A 20,007-nucleotide genomic window follows, 5' to 3' on the forward strand; every position below is an offset into this window, starting at 1 on the left:
GCCTAGGTGAGCACAACATGTCCGAAAAAGTGAGATTCCAGAGCACCGTCGGCCCCGAACTGGCAGGAGCGATCGACCTGCCGGAGGGCGAGATCCGAGGCTGGGGGCTCTTCGTGCACGGATTCACACTCGGCAAGGACTCGCCGGCCGCCTCGCGCGTCAGCAAACAGCTGGCACGCGAAGGGATCGGAATGCTGCGCTACGACAACCTCGGGATCGGAGACTCGGACGGTGACTGGGGGGACGGTTCCTTCACCGTCAAGGTCCAGGACACGATCCGTGCGGCGGCTCTGATGGCGGAGCGGGGGACTCCAGTAGACCTGTTGGTGGGGCACTCATGGGGAGGCGCCGCCGCCCTGGCCGCCTCGGCCGAGGCCACCGGCGTCCGGGCGCTCGCCACCATCGGGGCGCCTGTCGACCCCAGCCACGTCGAGCGGCAGTACGACGCGGTCCTGGATCGCGTACTCAGTGAGGGGGCGCACGAGTGGTTCGTCGGCGGGAGGACCCTGGTCCTCAAGCGCGCCTTCGTCGAAGACGTCCGCCGTGCCCGTCTGCGCGAGCGGATAGGCGAGTTGAACCTGCCGCTGCTCGTCCTGCACTCACCCACCGACGACACCGTCGACATCGACAACGCCGGGGAGATCTTCCGCGAGGCACGGCACCCGCGAAGTTTCGTCTCGCTCGAAGGAGCGGACCATCTCCTGACCGCACGGGGACAGGCGCAGCGAGCCGCCCACATCATCAGCGCCTGGGCCGACCAGTACATCCACGGGTCACGGCCCGCGTCGGCGGCGGCGCGGTGACTGGTCAATAGCGCCGGCGCTGCGAGCCGGCCGCAGGTGTTGGAGGGTGCGCTGCGGCCACCCGGGATGGGGCCCGGCCGTCACACCCGGGTGGGTGCAGCGCACCCACGCCCCTGCGGCCGTCCGCGATTAGCGTGGCCGTCATGGAAAGCGAGAACGAGCTCGGTGACTACCTGCGTGCCCGTCGTGCGGCGGTCGCGCCGGCGGATGTCGGCCTGATCGACGACGGGCCGCGGCGGGTGCCGGGGCTGCGGCGTGATGAAGTGGCGCTGCTGGCCGGGATGAGCACGGACTACTACATCCGGCTGGAGCAGGGCCGCGAGCGGCATCCGTCCGAGCAGGTGCTGCGGGCGATCGCCGGGGCACTGCGGCTGGACGACGCGGCGGCCGCCCATCTCTTCCGGCTGGGTCTGTCCGTCTTCGGGACGGCGGCTGCCGCGACGACCGTCGCTCCGCAGTTGCTGCGGCTGATGGACGGCATGCGTGATGTGCCGGCCTTCGTGGTCGGGGCGGCGCAGGACGTGCTGGCGGCCAACGCGATGGCGCGTGAGCTGTACCGGGGTTTCGCCCGGTACGACAACCTGCTGCGGATGATCTTCCTCGATCCCTTCGCGCGCGAGTTCTACGCCGACTGGGACCACGCGGCGCGTATTGCGGTGGGCAATCTGCGGGCGTCCTCCTCGCAGTTCCCGCAGGACGAGCGGATCGAGCGGGTCGTCGGCGAGCTGAGCGTGCGCAGTCCCGCCTTCACGGGCCTGTGGGCGCGCTACGAGGTCCGTCCCCGTACGCACGAGGACAAGCATTTCCGGCACCCACGGGTGGGGGAGCTGCGTTTGCACTTCGAGGCGCTCGCCGTCACCAGCGCCCCCGGGCAGCACCTTTCCGTCTACAGCGCCGAACCCGACAGCGCCGCCGCCGACGCCCTGGTCCTGCTCGGCCGGTTGTCCGAACAGGAAGTGGTCCCGACGGATCAGGCCACTACGGGTCAGGCGCCCCCGGGCCAGGCCACCACCCCTGCGGAGGAAGGAGAGTTCCGATAGGTAACTCCCCGCCTCCGCCGCCCCTTTGCACCGTGAGCGGGCTGCTTTCCCCTCTCCGTCTCTCCTCTGTCTCCCCCCGTCTCCTCTCCGATTCCCCCTGTCTCCACCGAAGAAAAGATGCTCGCCATGCTCCTTCCCTCCGACGAGGCGGGCCGAGGCCGGCCCGTCGTGCTGCTGCACGCCCGTCCCACCGACCGCACCATGTGGGGCGCCCACCTTCCGCTGCTCGCCGGGGCGGGCGTGCGCGCCATCGCCCTGGACCTGCCCGGCCACGGCGATGCGCTGGTACCCGCCGACCGTGAGGTGGCCCCCTGGACGGATGTGCTCGACACGCTCGACCACCTCGGCGCCGACCGCTTCGTCCTGGCCGGGAACTCCCTCGGCGCCCTGGTGGCGCTCCAGGCCGCCGTCACGGCACCCGAGCGGGTCGAGGGTCTGGTGCTCGTCGGGTACCGCCCCCACGACCAGCCGGCCTCCCCCCGTCTGCAAGCCGCCTGGGACGCCGAAAGGGCGGCGCTCGCAGCCGGCGACCTGGACGCAGCGGTGACAGCCGGCGTCGAGGCGTGGACCTCGGCCGGCGCGACCGACGAAGTACGCGCTCACGCGGCCCGTATGCTGCGCGGCCGGCTGACCGAACAGCTCACCCACGGCGAGCCGTCATCGGCCCCGGACCCGCTCGGCGAAGGAACGGCAGCGCTGCGCAGACTGACCGCTCCCGCCCTGGTCGGCGTGGGTGAACACGACATGCCTGACTTCTTCGAGGGTGGCGAGGGACTGGCCCGCGACCTGGACGCGGGCCGGACTGTGGTCATCCCCGCCGCAGGGCACCTCGCGCCGCTGGAACAGCCCGCGGCGTTCTGCACCCTGCTACTGGACTTCGTCCGCCATCTCCCGGCGCAGCAGCGCTGAATACCGCCCCCGAGGCCGGGCCCCCGCTGCCGGAGGAGCAGGTCGCGGGGGCTCCCATGGCTGGTCCGCGAGCGCAGGCCGCCCGGCTGACGGAGCCACTCCGGAACCGATTCAATTAGAGTGCTTCGCCATGAGCGCATCAACCACTCCCCTCTGGGGCCGCACCGAGCAGCAGGACTTCCGCAGCCGGGTGCGCGGATGCCTGCTGGGCGGCGCGCTCGGCGATGCGCTCGGGGCGGGGGTCGCGGGGCAGGGGCTCGACGCGATACGCGAGGCCCACGGCGCCGGGGGCCTCACCGACTTCGTGGCCGTGTACGGCAGACGCGGGGCGGTCACGGCCGCGACCCAGCTCTCGCTGTTCACGGTCGACGGTCTGATACGGGCGCAGGTCCGCCGGGACACGGGCGCCTGGCATCCGCCCACCGACGTGTACCGGGCCCATCTGCGGTGGGTGGCGACCCAGCGCGAGTGGGGGCCCGACGAGCGCCGCAAGGACAACGGCTGGCTCGCCTGCGAGGAGTGGCTGTACGCGCGCCGCGACCCCGCACGCTGCTGTCTGGCCGGGTTCGGCGACGAGGTGATGGGCACCCTGGACAAGCCCAGGAACCCCGAGGCGCGCGACGCGTCGGCCGTCAGCCGTTCCGCGCCCTTCGGGCTGCTCGTCGGCTGGGAGCCCGGTCTGGTCTTCCAACTGGCCGTCGAGTGCGCCGCGCAGACCCACGGCCACCCCACCGGCTACCTCAGCGCCGGGGCGTACGCCGTCATCGTGCACGGGCTCGCGCGCGGTGAGAGCCTCGACGCGGCGGTGCAGCACGCGCTGGGGCAGCTGACCCCGCACCCCGGTCACCAGCCGGTCACCGACGCCCTCCAGCACGCGCTGGGCGCCGTACGCCAGGGGATGCCCAGCCCCACACGGGTGGAGTCGCTGGGCGACGGCGAACTGGCCGATGAAGCACTCGCGATCGGGGTGTACTGCGCCCTCGTCGGCGAGGACGTACGCCATGGGCTGCGCCTCGCCGTGAACCACAGCGGCCCGTCCCAGGCCACCGGCGCCATCTGCGGCAGTCTGCTGGGCGCCCTGCACGGCGAGACCGCGCTGCCGCCGGGCTGGGTCGCGGAGCTGGAGGGACGTGCGACGATGCTCCAGCTCGCCGACGACTTCTCGATGGAGATGACCCAGGGGCCGGCGCTGCACAGCCCGGCACTCACCACACCGGCCTGGCTGACCCGCTACCCGAGGGGCTGACGGTCGGGCGGACCCGTATCGGCGCGTACTTACGCCCGCACATCGGCGTACGTTCGCCCGGAACCGCGACGGGCGTACGCCCGGAACCGCGACGGGCGTACGCCCGGAACCGCGACGTACGCCCGGCCGACGCGCCCCCCGTCAGCCAACAGCCAACAGCCGTCAGCCGTCCGCGCCCTCGTGCCGGCCCAGCGCCTCCGCTTCTGCCGCGCCACCCTGCGCCGGTACGGCCGCGGCCGCCCCACCGTGGCCGGCACCGTCGTCATCGCCGTCCATGTTGACCTTGGCGATGATCGCGTCGCGCTCCGGCGTGTCCTCCGGCTTGACGAAGCCGATGAGGATGTACAGCACCAGCGAGACCGCCAGCGGCAGCGAGACCTGCCACTCCAGGGCGACATCCGTGTTGGTGGACCCGTCCAGGTGGTAGTTGGTGAAGTAGAACGCGAGCAGCCCGGCGGCCCAGCTGACCAGCGCCGCCGTCGGCCCGGACTTCCGGAACGGGCGCAGCAGGCCGAGCATGAACGGGATCGCGATCGGGCCCATCAGACCGGCCACCCACTTGATGACGACCGAGATGATGTCCTTGAACGTCGGCGAGTTGATCTGGGTCGCCAGCGCCATCGACAGGGCGAGGAAGCCGAGCGTCGAGATCCGTGCGGCCAGCAGCCCGGTGCGGCTGCTCCACTCGCGGGCCGCCCGGAACATCGCCGGGGCGATGTCCCGGGTGAAGACGGCGGAGATGGCGTTGGCGTCCGACGAGCACATGGCCATCGTGTGCGAGAAGAAGCCGACGACGACCAGCCCGAGCAGCCCGTGCGGCAGCAGCGACTCGGTCATCAGCGCGTACGAGTCCGACGCGTCCGGCTTCTGCGCGTGCACCAGCAGCGGCGCGCACCACATCGGGAAGAAGAGGACGGCGGGCCAGATCAGCCAGAGAAGGGAGGAGAGCGTGGCCGAACGGGTCGCGGAGCGTGCGGAGTCGGTGGCCATGTAGCGCTGGGCCTGGTTCCACATGCCGCCGTTGTACTCGAAGGTCTTGATGAACAGATACGCCAGCAGGAAGGTCACCGTGTACGGGCCGGCCGTCGGGTCCGAGTGGCCGCTGGGGAGCTTGTCCCAGATCGTCCACAGGGCGCTGAAGCCACCGAGCTTGCCCATGGCGGCGACCAGCATCGCGACACCGGCGATCAACTGGATGATGAACTGCCCCAGCTCGGTGAGCGCGTCGGCCCAGAGCCCGCCGACCGTGCAGTAGATGGCGGTGATGACGCCGGTGATGAAGATGCCCTGGGTGATGGTGATGCCGGTGAAGACGGAGAGCAGGGTGGAGATGGCCGCCCACTTGGCGCCGACGTCCACGATCTTCAGCAGCAGCCCGGACCAGGCCAGCGCCTGCTGGGTCTGGATGTTGTAGCGGTCCTTGAGGTATTCGAGCGGTGAGGCCACGTGCAGCCGGGAGCGCAGCCGGTTCAGCCGGGGCGCGAAGAGCTTCGCGCCGATCCCGATGCCGATGGCGATCGGGAGCGACCAGGTGACCATGGATGTGAGTCCGTACTGGTACGAGATTCCGGCGTACCCGGTGAACATCACCGCGCTGTAGCCGGACATGTGGTGGGAGATGCCCGACAGCCACCACGGCATTCTGCCGCCGGCGGTGAAGAAGTCGCTCACGTTGTCCACACGCTTGTGGGACCAGAAGCCGATCGCGATCATCACGCCGAAGTAACCAATGAGCACGGTCCAGTCGAGACTGTTCATGTGCCCCCTCCAGGGGTCCGCCTGTACTGAGTTCATCTCGATGAACCGCGATGAACGGGAAACGCTTCGCCAGTACGTCGATCGGGCGGTGTCCCCGTGCGGGACCGGGGACTTCACGGATTGAACCCTCTGTGCCAAGGGCTGGTCAAGGGTGTCAGCGATCACAAGTATGAACGCAGATCAGTAAGCAGAACGATTTTACGTCCTCTTGACTCCCGGACCCGTTGCTCTCGGAGTGACGGGGGCCACACCATGAGCGGGCACTTCGCCAGCGGCAGTCACACGGAGGCAGAACGGCAGGACCGCACGGGATGCGGGTCCCGTGCGGTCGAGAAGAGGAGGCCCGACTGGGCTGTTCAGTAGGTCAGTTCAGTGCGCCGGCTCAGCGCATCAGTTCACCGGCGTTGACCAGCAGCGACTGGCCCGTGATGGCCCGCGCGCGGTCGGAGGTCAGGAAGATCGCGGCGTCCGCCACGTCGCCGTCCGTCGCCAGCTCGGGCAGGGCCACCCGGCCGGTCAGTCGGCTGAGTACCTCCGCCTCGGGGACGCCCTCGGTGTGCGCGGTGAACTGGACGAACGCCTGCACCGGCGGACCCCACATCCAGCCGGGCAGCACGGAGTTGACCCGGATGCGGTGCGGCCCCAGCTCGCGCGCCATGGAGTACATGGCTGAGGTGAGCGCGCCCTTCGACGCCGCGTACGCGGCCTGATGCACCTCCGACGGTGCGGCCACCGCCGACTGTGTCCCGATGATGACGACCGCCCCGCCCCGCGCCTTGAGCCCGGGCAGGCAGGCCCGTGTCATCCGCAGCGTACCGAGCAGATTTACGTCGATGACGCGCTGCCAGGAGGCGAAGTCGGCATCCTGGAGCCCGCCGAAGTAGCCGTCCATGGCGGCGACATGGACCACCCCGTCGATCCCGCCGAACCGCTCGACCGCCAGCGCGGCGAGCGCGTCGCACTGCGCCTCGTCGCCGATGTCCGTGGGCAGGAGGGCGGTCCGGGTGCCCGAGGGGTCGATCTCGGCGGCGGCTTTCACGAGGTTCGCCTCGGTACGCGCGCCGAGTACGGCGTTGCCTCCGTCCCGTACGACGGCCGCGACCACCTGGTGGCCGAGCCCGGCCCCGACACCGGACACGACGACGGTCTTCCCCGCGAGCGCCGCGTCCCGCGGTTCCGTGGGTCGGGACTCCGTGGGACGGCTTTCCATGGTGGGACCCTCCGGACTCTGGCAGTTTTCCTGACGGAACGTCAGAGTAGGTCCGTCCAGTGGTGGAAGGAAGAGGGAAGGGCGGGGCGCGGATGAGTGAGAAGTCACGGGCCGAAAGTGGGAGCGCGGCGGTCGATGAGGGTACGGGCGGCGGCAGTACGGGCCCTGACACCCGGAGCGAGGTGTACGGCGAGCTGGCTTCGGTCGGGCCCTACGGGGTGCGGCCCGGCCACGCCCTGATCACCATGGTGGAGCCCCATCCGGGCCACGAGTACGCGTACAACCGGTGGTACGAGGACGACCACTTCTACGCCGGTGCCATGGCGATGCCCTGGATGTACTCGGGGCGTCGCTGGGTCGCCACCCGGGAACTCCGGGAACTGCGCTACCCGGAGAAATCGGCGGTCGCCCAGCCGGTGACGGCCGGTTGCTACATCACGACGTACTGGGTGACCGAGGGCCGCTACGACGAGCACATGAAGTGGACCGTCGGGATCAACAAGCGGCTGAACCGGGACGGCCGGGTCTACCAGGACCGTACGCATGTCTTCACGGCGTTCCAGGACCACGAGGCGACGGTCTACCGGGACGGGGCCGCCGGGCCCCGCGACTTCCACGCGCTCGACCATCCGTACGCGGGCCTGGTCGTCGAGGTGATCGACGCCGAAGGCCCCGAGCAGCGCGCCGAGTTGCTGGAGTGGCTGCGGGCGAAGCATCTGCCGAAGCGGCTCTCGGGCGGGCCGGCGGCGATGGTGACGCTCTTCCGGCCGACACCGCTGCCGGGCGACCGGATGGCGTACGTGAAGCAGGTGGAGGGGATCGACACCCGGCTCACGCTGCTCTGGTTCCTGGAGGCAGACCCCAGGGAGGTCTGGGAAGAGCGCTTCACCGGGCTCGACGGCGACCTGACCGAGAGCGGCCTGGGACGGGTGGAGCTGGTGGCGCCATTCCTGCCGACCGTGCCGGGCACCGACCGCTACGTCGATCAGCTGCGCTGACGTCCACGCCGACCAGCTGCGCTGACCGGGCGGGTACGGCGGCCGGTCAGAGCCGAGCCCCCTCGGCCGGGACGGCGATCCAGTCGAGAGGGCTCTTGGTCCTGATCGTTCACGATCGGGGTGATCACGGGACCCAGGGATCAGTCGAGAGTGAACGCGCCCTGGCCCACTTCGCTCACGAAACTGTTCCACGAAGCGGGAACAAAGGTGATCGACGGGCCGTCGGCGACTTTTGAGTCCCGCACGGCGATGGCCTGAGTGAGCGGTGACTTGACCTCGACGCATGCACCGTTTCCAGTGGAATACGAAGACTTGGTCCAGGTCTCGGTCGCACCCTGCTGAATTGCCATGTTCGCTCCGGTTGCAGTGGTCGTGTGCGCCGCCGTTCTCGGTGGCGTGATCGACGCTACTCGCGAACTCCACTGTCCGAGACGGCCGTTCACCCGACCGGATGGCTTATGCCGGTTCAGTCTTCCGCTCCGGGGCCGCTGGGGTGTACCGTGCCGACTCCGAATTCAGGAATCGGACATCTCGGCTATTCAGCGCGCGTAACCCTTGGCGATATCCATGATGAACTGCCGCGTCTGGTCCACGTTGAGGGCCTGCGCGCGCAAGTGCTCGTACATCACGCTGTACTTCTGCACATCGTGCGCCTTCTCCAGATAGAGATCACTGGTGACGCCCTCGATGTAGACCACGCTGGAGTCCGCCGCGTCCGGGAATTCCAGAATGGCGTACTGGCCGTTGATGCCGGGGTGCGCCCCCACGGCGAACGGCAGTACCTGCACGGTGACATGGGGGAGCTGGGACAGCTCGACGAGGTGTTCCAGCTGGGCGATCATCAGCTGCTTGTCGCCGATGACCCGGAGCAGCGCCGACTCGTCGATCACGACCCAGAGCCGCAGCGGGGACTCGTCGGCGCTGACCCGCTCCTGGCGGCGCAGCCGGACCTGGACCCGCTTCTCGATGTCGGTCACGGCGGTCTCCGGCAGCGCGCCGGCGATGAGGGCCTCGGCGTACTGCTTCGTCTGCAGCAGCCCCGGGACGACCTGCGGGTCGTACACGCGCAGGCTGGCCGCGTCGGTCTCCAGGCCGATGTAGACGCTGTACGGGATGTCGCCGAAGGCGTGCCACCAGCCCTGCTGGCGGGAGTCCTTGGCCATCTGCATCAGCGAATCGACGATCCGGTGGTCCTCGACCTCGTACACACCGCAGAGATCGCGGACATCGCGCTGGCTGATGGAGCGGCGGCCGTTCTCCAGGCGACTGATCTTCGACTGGGAGACGAGCAGGCGCTCGGCGACCTCTTCGGCCGTCATGCCCTTGAGCTCACGGAGCCTGCGCAGCTCCTGGCCGAGCCGGCGCCGCCTGACAGTGGGATTGACGTTGGACGCCACGGGAACTGCACCTCCGGCTTTGAACGTGCTGAGCCCTACCGCGATGTGCCCGGTAGGTCTTACTGCTCAGCAGATTGCCATCAATGCAACGCGCTGCGCTGGGAAATGGCCAGAGAGTGAGCGCGCGGGGCCGGCGACGTGCCGGCCCCGCGCGCTTGTGTTGCGGCTCCCGAACCGGGTCCTTGGGACGTCGGTGCGGCGGCTCTGGTGCTCATGCTGGTGCTCGTACTGCGGTTGAGCTCACCCGGTGCGGCTGGGCTCAGTGCGCCGCCACGCGGGCCATGGGCCCGTGGTGCGACTGCATCGGCGCGGCGTTGCCCGGTGCCGGTGCGGCACGGCGCGGCTGTGCCACCGCACCGTTCTGAACGTCCATGACCGCGTGCGCCACGAGACCGCCCATGGGGTCATGCCTGATCAAGTCCCGGAGGCGGGAGCGTGATGAGCGCCCCTCGTTGCCGGGGTAGAGGTGCTTGCCGAGCCCCACTGCGTGAGCGAGCGCGGCGAGCGCCGCGGTCCGCGGGTCCGGCGGTACGCCGGTGCGGATCGCACTGTCCAGCCGGGCCCTGATATCCCGGCTGATCGCTGTCTCCGTCGCCTGGTAGCGAGTCGTCGGCAGCACTCCGCACATCTGGCCCGCCACGGCATGCACCATGCCGCACCGCTCCAGATGAGCGAGGTAAATCTGACGGAGCCCCAGCCGGGGCCCGCCGATCCAGTGCACTGCCCGGACCGGGCTGCCGCGCCTGCGCAGCAGTTCCAGTGCGGAGTCCAGTGTTGGATCTCCTGTCGGCCGTGCCATCACCACGGCGATACGATCCCCGTCCGGGGCTATCCGTCCTGCCAGAGCCAGCTCTACTAGCTGTGCTCCGGCCAGGCCGAGGTCGAGCGACTGCGGCTGCGCTGTGGTACCCGTGGTCGGGTCCAGAGCGAGCAGTAGAAGCTCTTCCGGAATCGTTCTGCGGCTCCTGCCCATCCATGCCTCCCCGCGTGGATGAGTGACAGGGTGACCCCTCTCACATTGGTCTGTCGAGGGCGCCTGGGTGTTTTGTACCGGAATCTAGATGTATGTCGTTCTCGTCCAGTGCAGCGGTTAAGCGCCCACACAGGACACTGGTAGATGGTTCGGACAGGCGGGAAATCCCGCGCGGCGTATCCAGGAGGCATCGGTGGCGGGCGAGTCCCCCGACAAGTCGGAGCAGCGGAAGTCGTCAGAGGGAACGGCTCCCGATACGAGCGATCCGAGGCTTGCGGTCTTCCGCTCGGTACCGGATCCGGAAGCGAGCGCGGTGTCCGGGTCGCAGTCGGGCGACGCACGGCTGCGTGAGGCGGTGGCCGCGTGGGTCGCGGCGGCGGACGACCCGGCGGATGGGCCGGCGGGCGAGCCGTCGGGGGCGCCGGATCGGGCGGACGCGGGTGGCGCGGCTGATGCGGCCGACGCGGGCAGTACGGCCGGCGTGTCCGGTGCATCCGGCGCGGCCGGTGCATCCGGTGAGGACGGTGCTGCGGACGCCTCGGCGACCCACGTGAAGCTCCCGACTCCCGCCGACACGCCGGAGACGGGCGACGAGGGTGACGCGGATCCGGACGCGAGGTCGACGGGTGAGGACGCTCAGGGCGCCTCCGGGGCCGAATCCGTGCCCGATGCACCCAACGGCGCCCCGGAGGGCGCGGAGGCGCACACGGGCGCTCCAGGCGGCGCGAAGAGCCCCGCCGAGGTGAACGGCGACGTGGCCTCCGACGAGGCGCCGGACGACACGGCGACCGGAACGGTCACGGACACGCTCACGGCCACGTCGGGCGGGGGCGCGAAGGCGCCCGGTGGTGCTGGTGCCGACTCCGACGGCGAGGACAAGGGTGCCGCCGAGGCTGAACCCAAGGCTGAACCCAAGGCTGAACCCAAGGCCGACGCGGGACCCGGCGCCGACGGGGAAGAGGCCGAAGTGGAGGCCGAAGCCGACAAGCCCGACGCGAAGCCGGAAGCCAAGCCTGCTGTAGCAAACGCAAAGCCCACCCCGAAGGACGACGCGAAGGACGGCGCGAAGGACAGCGAAAAGGGCGGCGCGAAGCCCCCGAAGAATGACGCGAAGGACGGTCAGGAGGCCGCCCCGAAGCCCGCCGACGAGGCCGTCGATCAGCCCACTGGCATCTTCCGCGTCCCTTCCCGCCCGGTCGACCAGCCCACCACCACCCTGAAGCGCAGCACCTTCGTGCCGCTGCGGCCCGACGACGTACCCGGTGAGCGGAAGAGGCCCGCCCCGGTCCCGTCGCCCGCCAAGCCCCCGGCCGAGATCCCGGCAGCGAGCAGCGCCGCCCCCGGTGCCACCGGAGCGGCCGGCGGAGCCGGTGCCGGCGGTGTCGGTGTCGGCGGTGTCGGCGGTGCCGGTGCCACGCAGCCGGGCATCGTCGAGCCGACCCGGCAGCAGCCGCTGCCGCCCAAGCCGCCGCTCGACCTGCTCGCCGAGCTGACGAACAAGCCGGCCCCGCCGGAGACCCCGGTCCGCACCGTCGTCCGCCGGTTCAAGATCTGGACACCGCTGGTGGTCCTGCTGCTGATCATCTTTGCAGTCGTACAGGCAGTCCGTCCGCTCCCCGACCCGGGTCTGACCCTGACCGCGGCACCGTCGTACTCCTTCGGCGGGTCCAAGGTCTCGCTGCCCTGGCCGGGCGAGGGCCAGGGAATGATCTCCGTGGCGGGGCTCGGCACCGTGGACAGCTTCGGTGACGAGAAGCCCGTGCCGATCGCGAGTATGGCCAAGTCGATGACGGCCTACCTGATCATGCAGGACCACCCGATGAAGCCCGGTGCGAAGGGCGCGTCGATTCCGGTCGACGCCACGGCGGAGAAGGAAGGCCACTACGACAAGAGCGCTAACGAGTCGACGCTGAACACCATCAAGAAGGGCGACGTCCTCTCCGAGAAGGACGCGCTCAGCGCGATCATGATCCCGTCGGCCAACAACGTCGCGCGGCTGCTCGCCCGCTGGGACGCGGGTTCGGAAGCGGCGTTCGTGAAGAAGATGAACGACACCGCCAAGAAGCTCGGCATGACGCAGACGAAGTACACCGACCCCTCGGGGCTGACCGCGTCCACGGTCAGCACGGCTGCCGACCAGGTGAAGCTGGGCCAGGAGCTCGTGAAGATGCCGGCGCTCATGGACGTCACGAAGCTCCCGAGCTGGACCGACCCGTCGGGCAAGACCTGGGGCAACTACAACCATCTGGTGCCCTACAACGGTTCGCTCGGCATCAAGACCGGTTCCACCACCAACGCAGGTGCCAGCCTGCTCTTCGCGGCGGAGCAGAAGGTCGGCGGCACGACGCAGTACATCGTCGGAGCGATCCTCTCGCAGCACAAGACGCCGATCATCGACACGGTGAACGCGGTGAGCAAGACAGCGCTGCTGGCCACCGAGTCCGCCCTCACCTCGCACAACGTGGTGAAGAAGGGGCAGGTCGTCGGGTATGTCGATGACGGGCTCGGCGGGCAGACCCCGGTCGTCGCCACCAAGGACTTCGAGGCGGCAGGCTGGGCCGGCCTGAAGGTCGACATCAAGATCGGCAACAGCAAGTCGATTCCGCACTCGGCGAAGGCCGGGACGGTCGTGGGCCGGCTGACCGTCGGCTCCGGCCCGGGCAAGGTCTCCGCCCCGGTCGCCCTCCAGAAGGATCTCCCCGAGCCGGGCTTCGGAGCGAAGCTGACCCGCGTCGGCTGAGCACCCGGCAGGGCCCCCGGCCGGGCAGCCGACCGGGTGTCCGGCCGGACGCCCGCTCCGGCACCTGACCAGGCGTCCGAGTGAGTATCAGGGCTGCCGTCGCCGGCCTTCACGACCGGCGGCGGCAGCCCGTTTCGTACGTGTTAGCGTCGCTGGGCAACTCTGGGCGCGGGGACTGCGTCCTCCTTCGCAGGAGAGCGAGCCTTGGTGACCACAGCAGACCCGACACGTGAAGAAGGCAGAGGGGGCCCCCGTGCCGGGGGCCGCACCCGCCTGCTCTCACGGGGCGACGGGCCGGGGCAGCGGCCATCGGACCGGATGCCGTGGACCTGGCTGGCCGCACGCCCCGTCCTCACCGCGACCGCCGTGGCCGCCGTCGCGCACATCCTCTGGTTCTTCTTCTTCGCCAACAGCGGTGGCGACCTCGCGGCGCAGGACGCCTGGGCCGAGTTCGTCGGCCGCCATCCCGCGTCCGCGTACAACCTCGCCTGGTACGGCGGGATGCACCCCGTCTCGTACAGCGTGGTCTCGCCGTATCTGATGTCCGTGCTCGGTGTCCGTACGACGATGATGATCGCCGGGACGGTCTCGGCCGCGCTGACCGCGCTGATCCTCGTGCGACTGCGAGCCGTCCGTAATCCGCTGCTGTGCGCGCTCGCCGCCGACTTCGCGTTTCTCTGCAACGCGCTGTCCGGCCGGGTCACGTTCGGCCTCGGCACGATGTTCGCGCTGGGCGCGGTGGCCGCGGTCTTCTGCTGGCCGTACCGCTGGCGCGCCCGCCGCTGGGCGAAAGCCTGGGTCGCCGCACCGCTCGCCGGGCTCGCCACCGCGAGCAGTCCCGTGGCCGGGCTCTTCCTAGGCGTGGTGGCCGCCGCGCTCTTCCTCAACAAGCGGCGGCCCGGCGCCTACGCGCTGGGGCTAGCGCCGGTCGCCGTGGTCGCGCTGTCCGCCTGGCTGTTCCCGTTCTCCGGCACCCAGCCGATGTCGGTGGGGACGGCTTCGCTCCCCTTGCTGTACGGGGTGCTCGTCCTCTTCCTGGTCCCGAAGGAGTGGCGCACGGTCCGTACGGGCGCGGCGGTCTACGCGCTGGGGGTCGTGCTCACTTGGCTGATCAACTCGGAGATCGGCTCGAACATCTCCCGGCTGCCGATGCTCTTCGCGGGGGTGGTGCTGCTCGCGGCGCTGCCGTACACGGTGCCGAACTCGCGCAAGTGGTACGCGCTGGTGATCGCGTTCGCCGGGCTCAATGTGTGGATCGGCTTCAAGAGCGTCGACGACGTGGTGCGCACCGCCCCCACCGCCTCCTGGACCCGGGAACTGGCCCCGCTGGTCAACCAGCTCCAGAAGAGGAGCGCGGACAAGGGCCGGGTCGAGGTCGTCCCGGCCAAGAGCCACCGGGAGGCCTCCGCGCTCTCCCCGTACGTCAATCTCGCCCGCGGCTGGAACCGCCAGGCCGACATGGAGCGCAACCCGCTCTTCTACGACGACACGCTCGACTCCGTCAACTACCGTTCCTGGCTGGCCCGCTGGGCGGTGCGGTACGTCGTACTGCCCAAGGGCGCGCCGGACAGCGGGGCGGGCCAGGAGGAGAAGCTCGTCCAGGACGGGCTGCCGTATCTGAAGCGGCTCTGGGCCGACGACAACTGGCAACTGTTCGCAGTCGACCGGCCGACGCCGATGGCCGACCCGCCGGGCACCGTGGAGCGCGCCGAGGAGGGTGGGGTGACCGTCCGGGTACGGAAGCGGGGCCGGGTGCTGATCCGGGTCCCGTACTCGCCGTGGCTGGGTCTGGTCGATGACAAGGGCAAGAGCGTCGAGCCACCGCAGGAGACGCAGGCATCCCAGGGGCGCGACGAGGGCCAGCCGAAGGTCTTCGCCAACACGCACGGCTGCCTGGTGAAGGCGGACAAGGACGCGGACGGCGACGAGTGGACGGAACTGCTCGCCCCGAAGGCCGGTGTCTACCACCTGGCTTCGCCCTACCAACTGCCGCGCGGGACACCGTGCCCCGACGAACTGAAGGACACCCTGCCCGCGGGCGGCCCGGCCAGCAGCTGACGCCGGGGCGTCCCGACTCGGGGCATCCCTGACGCTGGGCTGCCCCCGAGGTGATGTTCCGCGCCCCCTGCCGCGTTGAGTGGCAGGATCCCCGTATGTGAGCCACCACCGCAGCGCGTTCATGACCATCGCGAGGACCGCAGCTCCGCTCTACGTCACCACCCTGGTGGCGTCGGCGGGTTCGCTCGTCGACACAGTGCTGCTGGGCCGGCACGCGACTGCCTCACTGGCCGCGTTCGCGGTGGCGGTGGCGGTCTTCGGGCCGGCCACCGCCACCGTGGCCGGGGCGCTGCGCGGGGTGATGCCGTTCATCACGCCCCACCGTGAGGACCCGGACGAACTGCTGCCGTTGGTACGGAGCGGGATGTGGCTGGCGTTCGCGGTCGGCGGGCTGTGCGCGGCCGTGGTCGCCTCGGTCCCGCTCATCGGCCGGCTCTGGGGCGTACAGCCCGCCGTACTCCACCAACTGGGGCTGCTGCCCTGGCTGCTGGCGGGCAGTGTGCTGCTGATGGCCGTCGGCGGGTCGGCCACATCGGTCCTGGTCGCGCTCGGCCACTCCGCGCAAGTGATGCGTTCGGGTCTTGTGGGAACCGCCGTATCCGTCACGCTGTCGATTCTGCTGGTCGGCGGCCCGGGCCCGCTCCCGAGCCATGGACTGACCGGCGCGGGCGTGGCCATGGTCGCCTCCAGCCTGATCAGCACCGGCCTCAACCAACTCGCGCTGCGCCGGCGCACGGTACTGGCGGGCCGGCCGCTGCACCCCGGCCGTCCCGAACCGCGACGTGTACTGCGGCTGGCCGCGGTGGGCGTCCCGCTCGGCGGCACGGTCCTGGTGAAGTTCTCGGTGCTGGGCGTGCTGACGTTCGCCGCGGCCCGGATCAGTACGGACGCGGCGGCCGTGCACGGCGTCTCGGAGTCGATGGTGAACGTCATCTTCACCGCGGCGGTCGCGGTCGGCCAGTCCACGGTCCCGCTGATCGCCGACTACGCGTCCAGGCGTGACCTCAGGAGGATCCGCCGCAGTGTGGGGGCGGGGGGCAGGGTGGCGCTGAGCGCGGTCACCGTGCTGGGAGCGGCGCTGCTGGTACTGCGAGGCCCTGTCGTGGGCCTGTTCACGACGGACGCCTCGCTCAGTCACCAGGTGATGAGGCTGCTTCCCCTGGTCATCGCGGTGGTGGTCGCGGACGCACTGCAGGCCGTGGCGGGCTTCGCCCTGGTCGGCCTCAGACGGACGGGCCCGAGTCTGGTGTCAACGGCGGTGTGGTTCGGGGTACTTGCCGCACTGGCGGTGCCGGTGGCCGACACGTACGGCCTGACGGGCCTGTGGGCAGCGCTTGCGTGCGCGAACCTCCTGCAGGCCGGAACCAAGACGTACTCGTTCCTGCGGCACAGTTCTCGCCACAGCTCCCTTCTGAGTACGCAGGGGGTCCCCGTAGCCCGTACGGGTGGCAGCGGCGAGTCCGCAGGACGCACCGCGCCCGAGGCACAAGGCTGAGCGGTGAGCCGAGGAGTTACCCATGGTGCCGAAACCGCCGCAATGCCCCCACTGCCGCGAGACCCGTCCGCTGTGGAAGGACACCAGCACCACGGGGCCGAAGATCCCGGACGGATGGCGCTGGTACTGCACGGGATGCAGACAGGTGTGGGAACCCACGAACGACCACAGGGCGAGGTACCGGGCAGCCGCAGCCGCACCCCCCGGGCCGGGTGTACGCGCGGGGATCCGCTGAGCCGGTGCGTGCACTGGCCTGCCGTGCTGTACTGGCAAAGTGGAGCGAAAGCACTCATTGGCGGCGATTACGCACCTGAGGCGGCCCGGCGGGGCCGCTTCGGACAGTGCGCGTGACCGGCGGGCCGATGAGGTGCGTACCCGGGTCCGGCTCATGATCGAGATCACGGCGCGGGCAGGGGCGTACCGGAAAGGGCTGGTCGCGGCCGCTCGCCGGCTCAGCCCGGAGGAGGCGGCGATCCTCTCGGATCTGGAGCGCCACGGGCTGCAGGTGCCCCAGTTGCACGACGTGCTGTGCGGTGGCCATGTGCTGGTGGACGACCCTCAATTGTACGAGGACTGGCGGTTCGCCAAGGTCAGTCACGAGCGGCTGTCCAGCCACCACCGTGACATCGACAAGACGCTCTACCCCGACATCGGAATGCGCGGGGACGTGGTGCGGGAGAAGCTGCACGGGCGCACCGCCCAGGGCACCTGGGTACAGCTGGAGAAGACACCGGCCGCGTTCGGCGGGCGGAAGCTGCCCAGTGTGAGCGACCTCCGCCACCTCATGGACTACGTGGTCTACCGGATCACGCGCAGCAATGTCGGGCCCTGGGGCCTGTCCCGGATGACCGAGCGGCGCCCGATGTATCTGGTGCCTTTCCTCGCTGTGCCGACGTCGCTGACGCCTCCGGTCGCGCGATTGCTGACCCAGGCGCTGCACCGGATCGAGGAAGCCGACGACGTCACTGCCGTTTCCGCGGATCTGGCGGCCCGGTTCCCGCCCCCGGACCGGCAGGACCTGGCCGGTGAGCTGGGACAGTCACTGTCCGGCAGGGCGGGCCGTGGGCTGTTCGGCAACTCCGGGGTGTGGGTGACCGAGACCCTCTCACGCAGCGCCGCCGCGGTTCTCCGGGAGAGCCGTGTGCCGCCTGCGGTGGGACTGCTGCAGACGGGAGGGCCGTCATGAGCGACGACGATCAGCGCGATGTTCCGCCTGCGACTCCGTCGGACGCGGGGACATCGGCGGACGCGGGGAAGCCGTCGGACGCGGGGGAGGCGTCCGTCCCTTCGGGGCTGGTGTCGGCCGTGGTGAACCTGGTGAACACGGGACCGGTGCTGCTCGGTGCGTACACCATCGCGGAGCTCACCGCCGTGGACGCGATCGTGGACTTCCTGGAGGCCAGGCCGTCGGACGACGTGATCGCCGAGGCCGTCCGCTCGCTCGCGGCACGCCAACTGCTGCTGGCGGGCGATACGGGCGAGCAGGTCCAGGTACAGGGAGACCTGGGCATCGCCGTGGCGTTCCAGCAGAGGGCCCGCAAGGTGCTGGATGCCCGGACGACCGGGTCGGGTCCGGGGGAGCCGTGGCGGATCCTGTTGCTCCCCCAGCCCGAGCGGATCTGTCTCATGGTCCGCATCGACGCGCTCGGCGTCCACCAGTTGGGCCTGTACAAGCTCGAAGAGGCCCTGAACGTGCTCACCGAGTGGCTGCCGCGAGGCTCGTCGGCTGACCCCGACGAGTCAGCGGACACCGAGGCGGTGCTCGCCGCGTCGGAGCGCTCCGCGCTGATCACCGTCACCGACTACACGGCGCAGGGATCAGCCGAGACCGCGGGCAGCAGCAGGGACCTGGTGCTGGCCCGCAGCGGTGGACGGCTGCACGCCCTCGCCCGGGACCCCGCCGACCGGGAGAAGCTGGTGCCGCACCCGGAGACGCGCAAGGACAACGTCCGCGAACGGCTCATCGATCTGCTGGCGTAGGCATCTGCCGACGTGGACAGCTGCCGCCCTGCCCGTTCGTTGCCGTCCGGCGGGATTGATGTCGGTTGGTGATGTCAGGCCGGCGAGTATTCGTCCACGAAGTGCCGCGCCGGGGGCAAGCGGGGCCGGTCTCAGGTCCGGGTCTCAGGTCCGGTGGTTACGACCAGCCGCCGAACAGCCCGCCCGACAGCTGGGCTGAGCAGATGTTGTAGCCGCCCTGCGCGTGCGCGGTCTTCGTCTTGCCGCCGATGGTGACGGAGCAGTGGATATCTCCGCTGCCCTGCAGCTGCGCGGTGACGTTGTAGTACATCGCGTCCTTGCTGACCTTCAGCGTCTTCGTCATCGGCACGCCATGGCCCTGAATGTTCTCGGTGTCGCTGCCGTAGGTGATGTCGATCGGCCCGAGGGCGCCGGCCGGGGCGTTCCCCCAGACCTTGAACGTGGCGACGTCGGAAACCTTCTTCTTCTCGGCGGGCTTGGCTTTCGGCTTGGCCGCGGGCTTCGCATCAGCCTTCTTCGCGGGGGCCGCCCCAGACTTCGAAGCCACGGGCGCCGGTGCGTCCTTCGCGGTATCGCTCTTCTTGTCACCGCCACCCCCGCCGATGGCGGCGCCGATGACGATGAGGACGACGAGGACTCCACCGAAGCCGATGACCACGTTCCGGGCGGTGTGCTTCTTAGGCGGCTTCGGGGGCGCCTGATAGCCGGGCTGCCCCCATTGCGGCTGATTGGGCTGCTGCCCCCACTGGGGCGGCTGGGCTGGCTGCTGGGCACCCCACTGCGGTTGCCGAGGCTGGTTCGGGTCGTTCTGAGACATGGGGGTTCCCCTCGCGTGTTTCTCGTGATGGCGATGTGGGGGGATGGTGAACGTACAGCTATCCCGGGGCGCTTACTTACTTTTCGCAGAGATCGGTACGAATCGAGGACGGATCACCACTCAGCGACCCGTCCGGTCACGGGTGCTGTCGATCTCCCCGCTCGTCCGCGTGGTGATAATCCGCGAGTCCTGAGTGACCGGCCCGCTGTAGTGGTGGTGGTGGTGATGGTGCATGGGCGGGGCCGCCTTGACGACCTCCTTGGCCCGCCTCACTAACCGGCTCAGCACGAGCACGAGGACCGCGGTGGCGGCGAAGACGATCGCGCAGACGACCGGGTCGGCGCTCTGCGATGCCCACATGAAGCCATGAGCCCCATGGACCGCCCGGCTCAGGAGGCGACCCGGCCGTGCAGTGACTGCGCTCGTTGATGTCAGCTGTAGATGTCAGAGGGGCCCCACATACCGAGATGGGTATGTGGGGCCCTCTGAATTGGTGCCCCCGGCAGGATTCGAACCTGCGACACCCGCTTTAGGAGAGCGGTGCTCTATCCCCTGAGCTACGAAGGCGAGCCGTCGGCCAGCG

The 20,007-nt window shown here is 70.0% G+C and carries 17 protein-coding genes and 1 tRNA gene; 10 read left to right on the forward strand and 8 right to left on the reverse strand.

All coding sequences use genetic code 11. The annotated features are described in order from the left end of the window. Positions 1 to 17 precede the first annotated feature (17 nt). The 4 genes from OG452_RS20520 to OG452_RS20535 all read left to right on the forward strand — a co-directional run bounded on the left by OG452_RS20520 (position 18) and on the right by OG452_RS20535 (position 3,998). Complete coding sequence (locus OG452_RS20520; RefSeq protein ID WP_327297042.1) at positions 18 to 803, forward strand: alpha/beta hydrolase family protein; 786 nt, start codon at positions 18 to 20, stop codon at positions 801 to 803. 143 nt (positions 804 to 946) lie between these two features. Continuing rightward, a complete protein-coding gene (locus tag OG452_RS20525) occupies positions 947 to 1,843 on the forward strand; it encodes a helix-turn-helix domain-containing protein (protein ID WP_327297043.1) in 897 nt (298 codons plus the stop codon). A gap of 126 nt (positions 1,844 to 1,969) precedes the next feature. After that, positions 1,970 to 2,752 (forward strand): alpha/beta fold hydrolase, encoded by a 783-nt coding sequence (locus OG452_RS20530; RefSeq protein WP_327297044.1) that lies wholly within the window; start codon positions 1,970 to 1,972, stop codon positions 2,750 to 2,752. A gap of 130 nt (positions 2,753 to 2,882) precedes the next feature. Then, on the forward strand, positions 2,883 to 3,998 hold the full coding sequence (locus tag OG452_RS20535; RefSeq protein ID WP_327297045.1) for an ADP-ribosylglycohydrolase family protein: 1,116 nt from the start codon (positions 2,883 to 2,885) through the stop codon (positions 3,996 to 3,998). A 162-nt stretch (positions 3,999 to 4,160) separates the two neighbouring features. Here OG452_RS20535 and OG452_RS20540 read toward each other — a convergent pair whose 3' ends face one another. Together OG452_RS20540 and OG452_RS20545 are read right to left on the reverse strand one after the other, a co-directional pair. After that, positions 4,161 to 5,756: a sodium:solute symporter family protein gene (locus OG452_RS20540; protein WP_327297046.1), complete on the reverse strand. Its 1,596-nt coding sequence runs from the start codon at positions 5,754 to 5,756 to the stop codon at positions 4,161 to 4,163. 382 nt (positions 5,757 to 6,138) lie between these two features. Continuing rightward, a complete protein-coding gene (locus OG452_RS20545; RefSeq protein ID WP_327297047.1) occupies positions 6,139 to 6,966 on the reverse strand; it encodes an SDR family oxidoreductase in 828 nt (275 codons plus the stop codon). A 92-nt stretch (positions 6,967 to 7,058) separates the two neighbouring features. Between OG452_RS20545 and OG452_RS20550 the strand changes: the two genes are divergently transcribed. Further along, the gene (locus OG452_RS20550; RefSeq protein ID WP_327297048.1) at positions 7,059 to 7,964 is read left to right on the forward strand and encodes a hypothetical protein; all 906 of its coding nucleotides are present in this window, start codon (positions 7,059 to 7,061) and stop codon (positions 7,962 to 7,964) included. 140 nt (positions 7,965 to 8,104) lie between these two features. On the opposite strand, the gene OG452_RS20555 is transcribed toward OG452_RS20550, so the two are convergent. From OG452_RS20555 to OG452_RS20565, 3 genes are all read right to left on the reverse strand, one after another. Next, a complete protein-coding gene (locus OG452_RS20555; protein WP_327297049.1) occupies positions 8,105 to 8,314 on the reverse strand; it encodes a DUF397 domain-containing protein in 210 nt (69 codons plus the stop codon). A gap of 189 nt (positions 8,315 to 8,503) precedes the next feature. Continuing rightward, positions 8,504 to 9,361, reverse strand: a complete 858-nt coding sequence (locus OG452_RS20560; protein WP_327297050.1) for a helix-turn-helix domain-containing protein — start codon at positions 9,359 to 9,361, stop codon at positions 8,504 to 8,506. Between the two features lie 259 nt (positions 9,362 to 9,620). Next, positions 9,621 to 10,334 (reverse strand): GOLPH3/VPS74 family protein, encoded by a 714-nt coding sequence (locus tag OG452_RS20565; protein ID WP_327297051.1) that lies wholly within the window; start codon positions 10,332 to 10,334, stop codon positions 9,621 to 9,623. A 193-nt stretch (positions 10,335 to 10,527) separates the two neighbouring features. On the opposite strand from OG452_RS20565, the gene OG452_RS20570 reads away from it, so the two are divergent. The 5 genes from OG452_RS20570 to OG452_RS20590 all read left to right on the forward strand — a co-directional run bounded on the left by OG452_RS20570 (position 10,528) and on the right by OG452_RS20590 (position 18,607). Next, positions 10,528 to 13,074 (forward strand): D-alanyl-D-alanine carboxypeptidase, encoded by a 2,547-nt coding sequence (locus tag OG452_RS20570; protein WP_327297052.1) that lies wholly within the window; start codon positions 10,528 to 10,530, stop codon positions 13,072 to 13,074. 318 nt (positions 13,075 to 13,392) lie between these two features. Then, positions 13,393 to 15,132 carry an MFS transporter gene (locus OG452_RS20575; RefSeq protein WP_327299708.1) on the forward strand — a complete coding sequence of 580 codons (1,740 nt, stop codon included), beginning with the start codon at positions 13,393 to 13,395 and terminating at the stop codon, positions 15,130 to 15,132. A gap of 97 nt (positions 15,133 to 15,229) precedes the next feature. After that, on the forward strand, positions 15,230 to 16,627 hold the full coding sequence (locus tag OG452_RS20580) for an MATE family efflux transporter (RefSeq protein ID WP_327297053.1): 1,398 nt from the start codon (positions 15,230 to 15,232) through the stop codon (positions 16,625 to 16,627). 388 nt (positions 16,628 to 17,015) lie between these two features. Then, positions 17,016 to 17,813: a hypothetical protein gene (locus OG452_RS20585; protein ID WP_327297054.1), complete on the forward strand. Its 798-nt coding sequence runs from the start codon at positions 17,016 to 17,018 to the stop codon at positions 17,811 to 17,813. Beyond that, positions 17,810 to 18,607: a hypothetical protein gene (locus tag OG452_RS20590; RefSeq protein ID WP_327297055.1), complete on the forward strand. Its 798-nt coding sequence runs from the start codon at positions 17,810 to 17,812 to the stop codon at positions 18,605 to 18,607. Before OG452_RS20585 ends, OG452_RS20590 begins: the two co-directional genes overlap by 4 nt. A gap of 157 nt (positions 18,608 to 18,764) precedes the next feature. Here OG452_RS20590 and OG452_RS20595 read toward each other — a convergent pair whose 3' ends face one another. From OG452_RS20595 to OG452_RS20605, 3 genes are all read right to left on the reverse strand, one after another. Beyond that, on the reverse strand, positions 18,765 to 19,424 hold the full coding sequence (locus OG452_RS20595) for a hypothetical protein (protein WP_327297056.1): 660 nt from the start codon (positions 19,422 to 19,424) through the stop codon (positions 18,765 to 18,767). Between the two features lie 120 nt (positions 19,425 to 19,544). Continuing rightward, complete coding sequence (locus tag OG452_RS20600) at positions 19,545 to 19,784, reverse strand: hypothetical protein (protein ID WP_327297057.1); 240 nt, start codon at positions 19,782 to 19,784, stop codon at positions 19,545 to 19,547. A gap of 131 nt (positions 19,785 to 19,915) precedes the next feature. Then, positions 19,916 to 19,991: transfer RNA gene (locus OG452_RS20605), tRNA-Arg, on the reverse strand. Positions 19,992 to 20,007: the final 16 nt, after the last annotated feature.

The sequence above is a fragment of the Streptomyces sp. NBC_01197 genome (assembly GCF_036010505.1).
Lineage (GTDB): Bacteria > Actinomycetota > Actinomycetes > Streptomycetales > Streptomycetaceae > Streptomyces.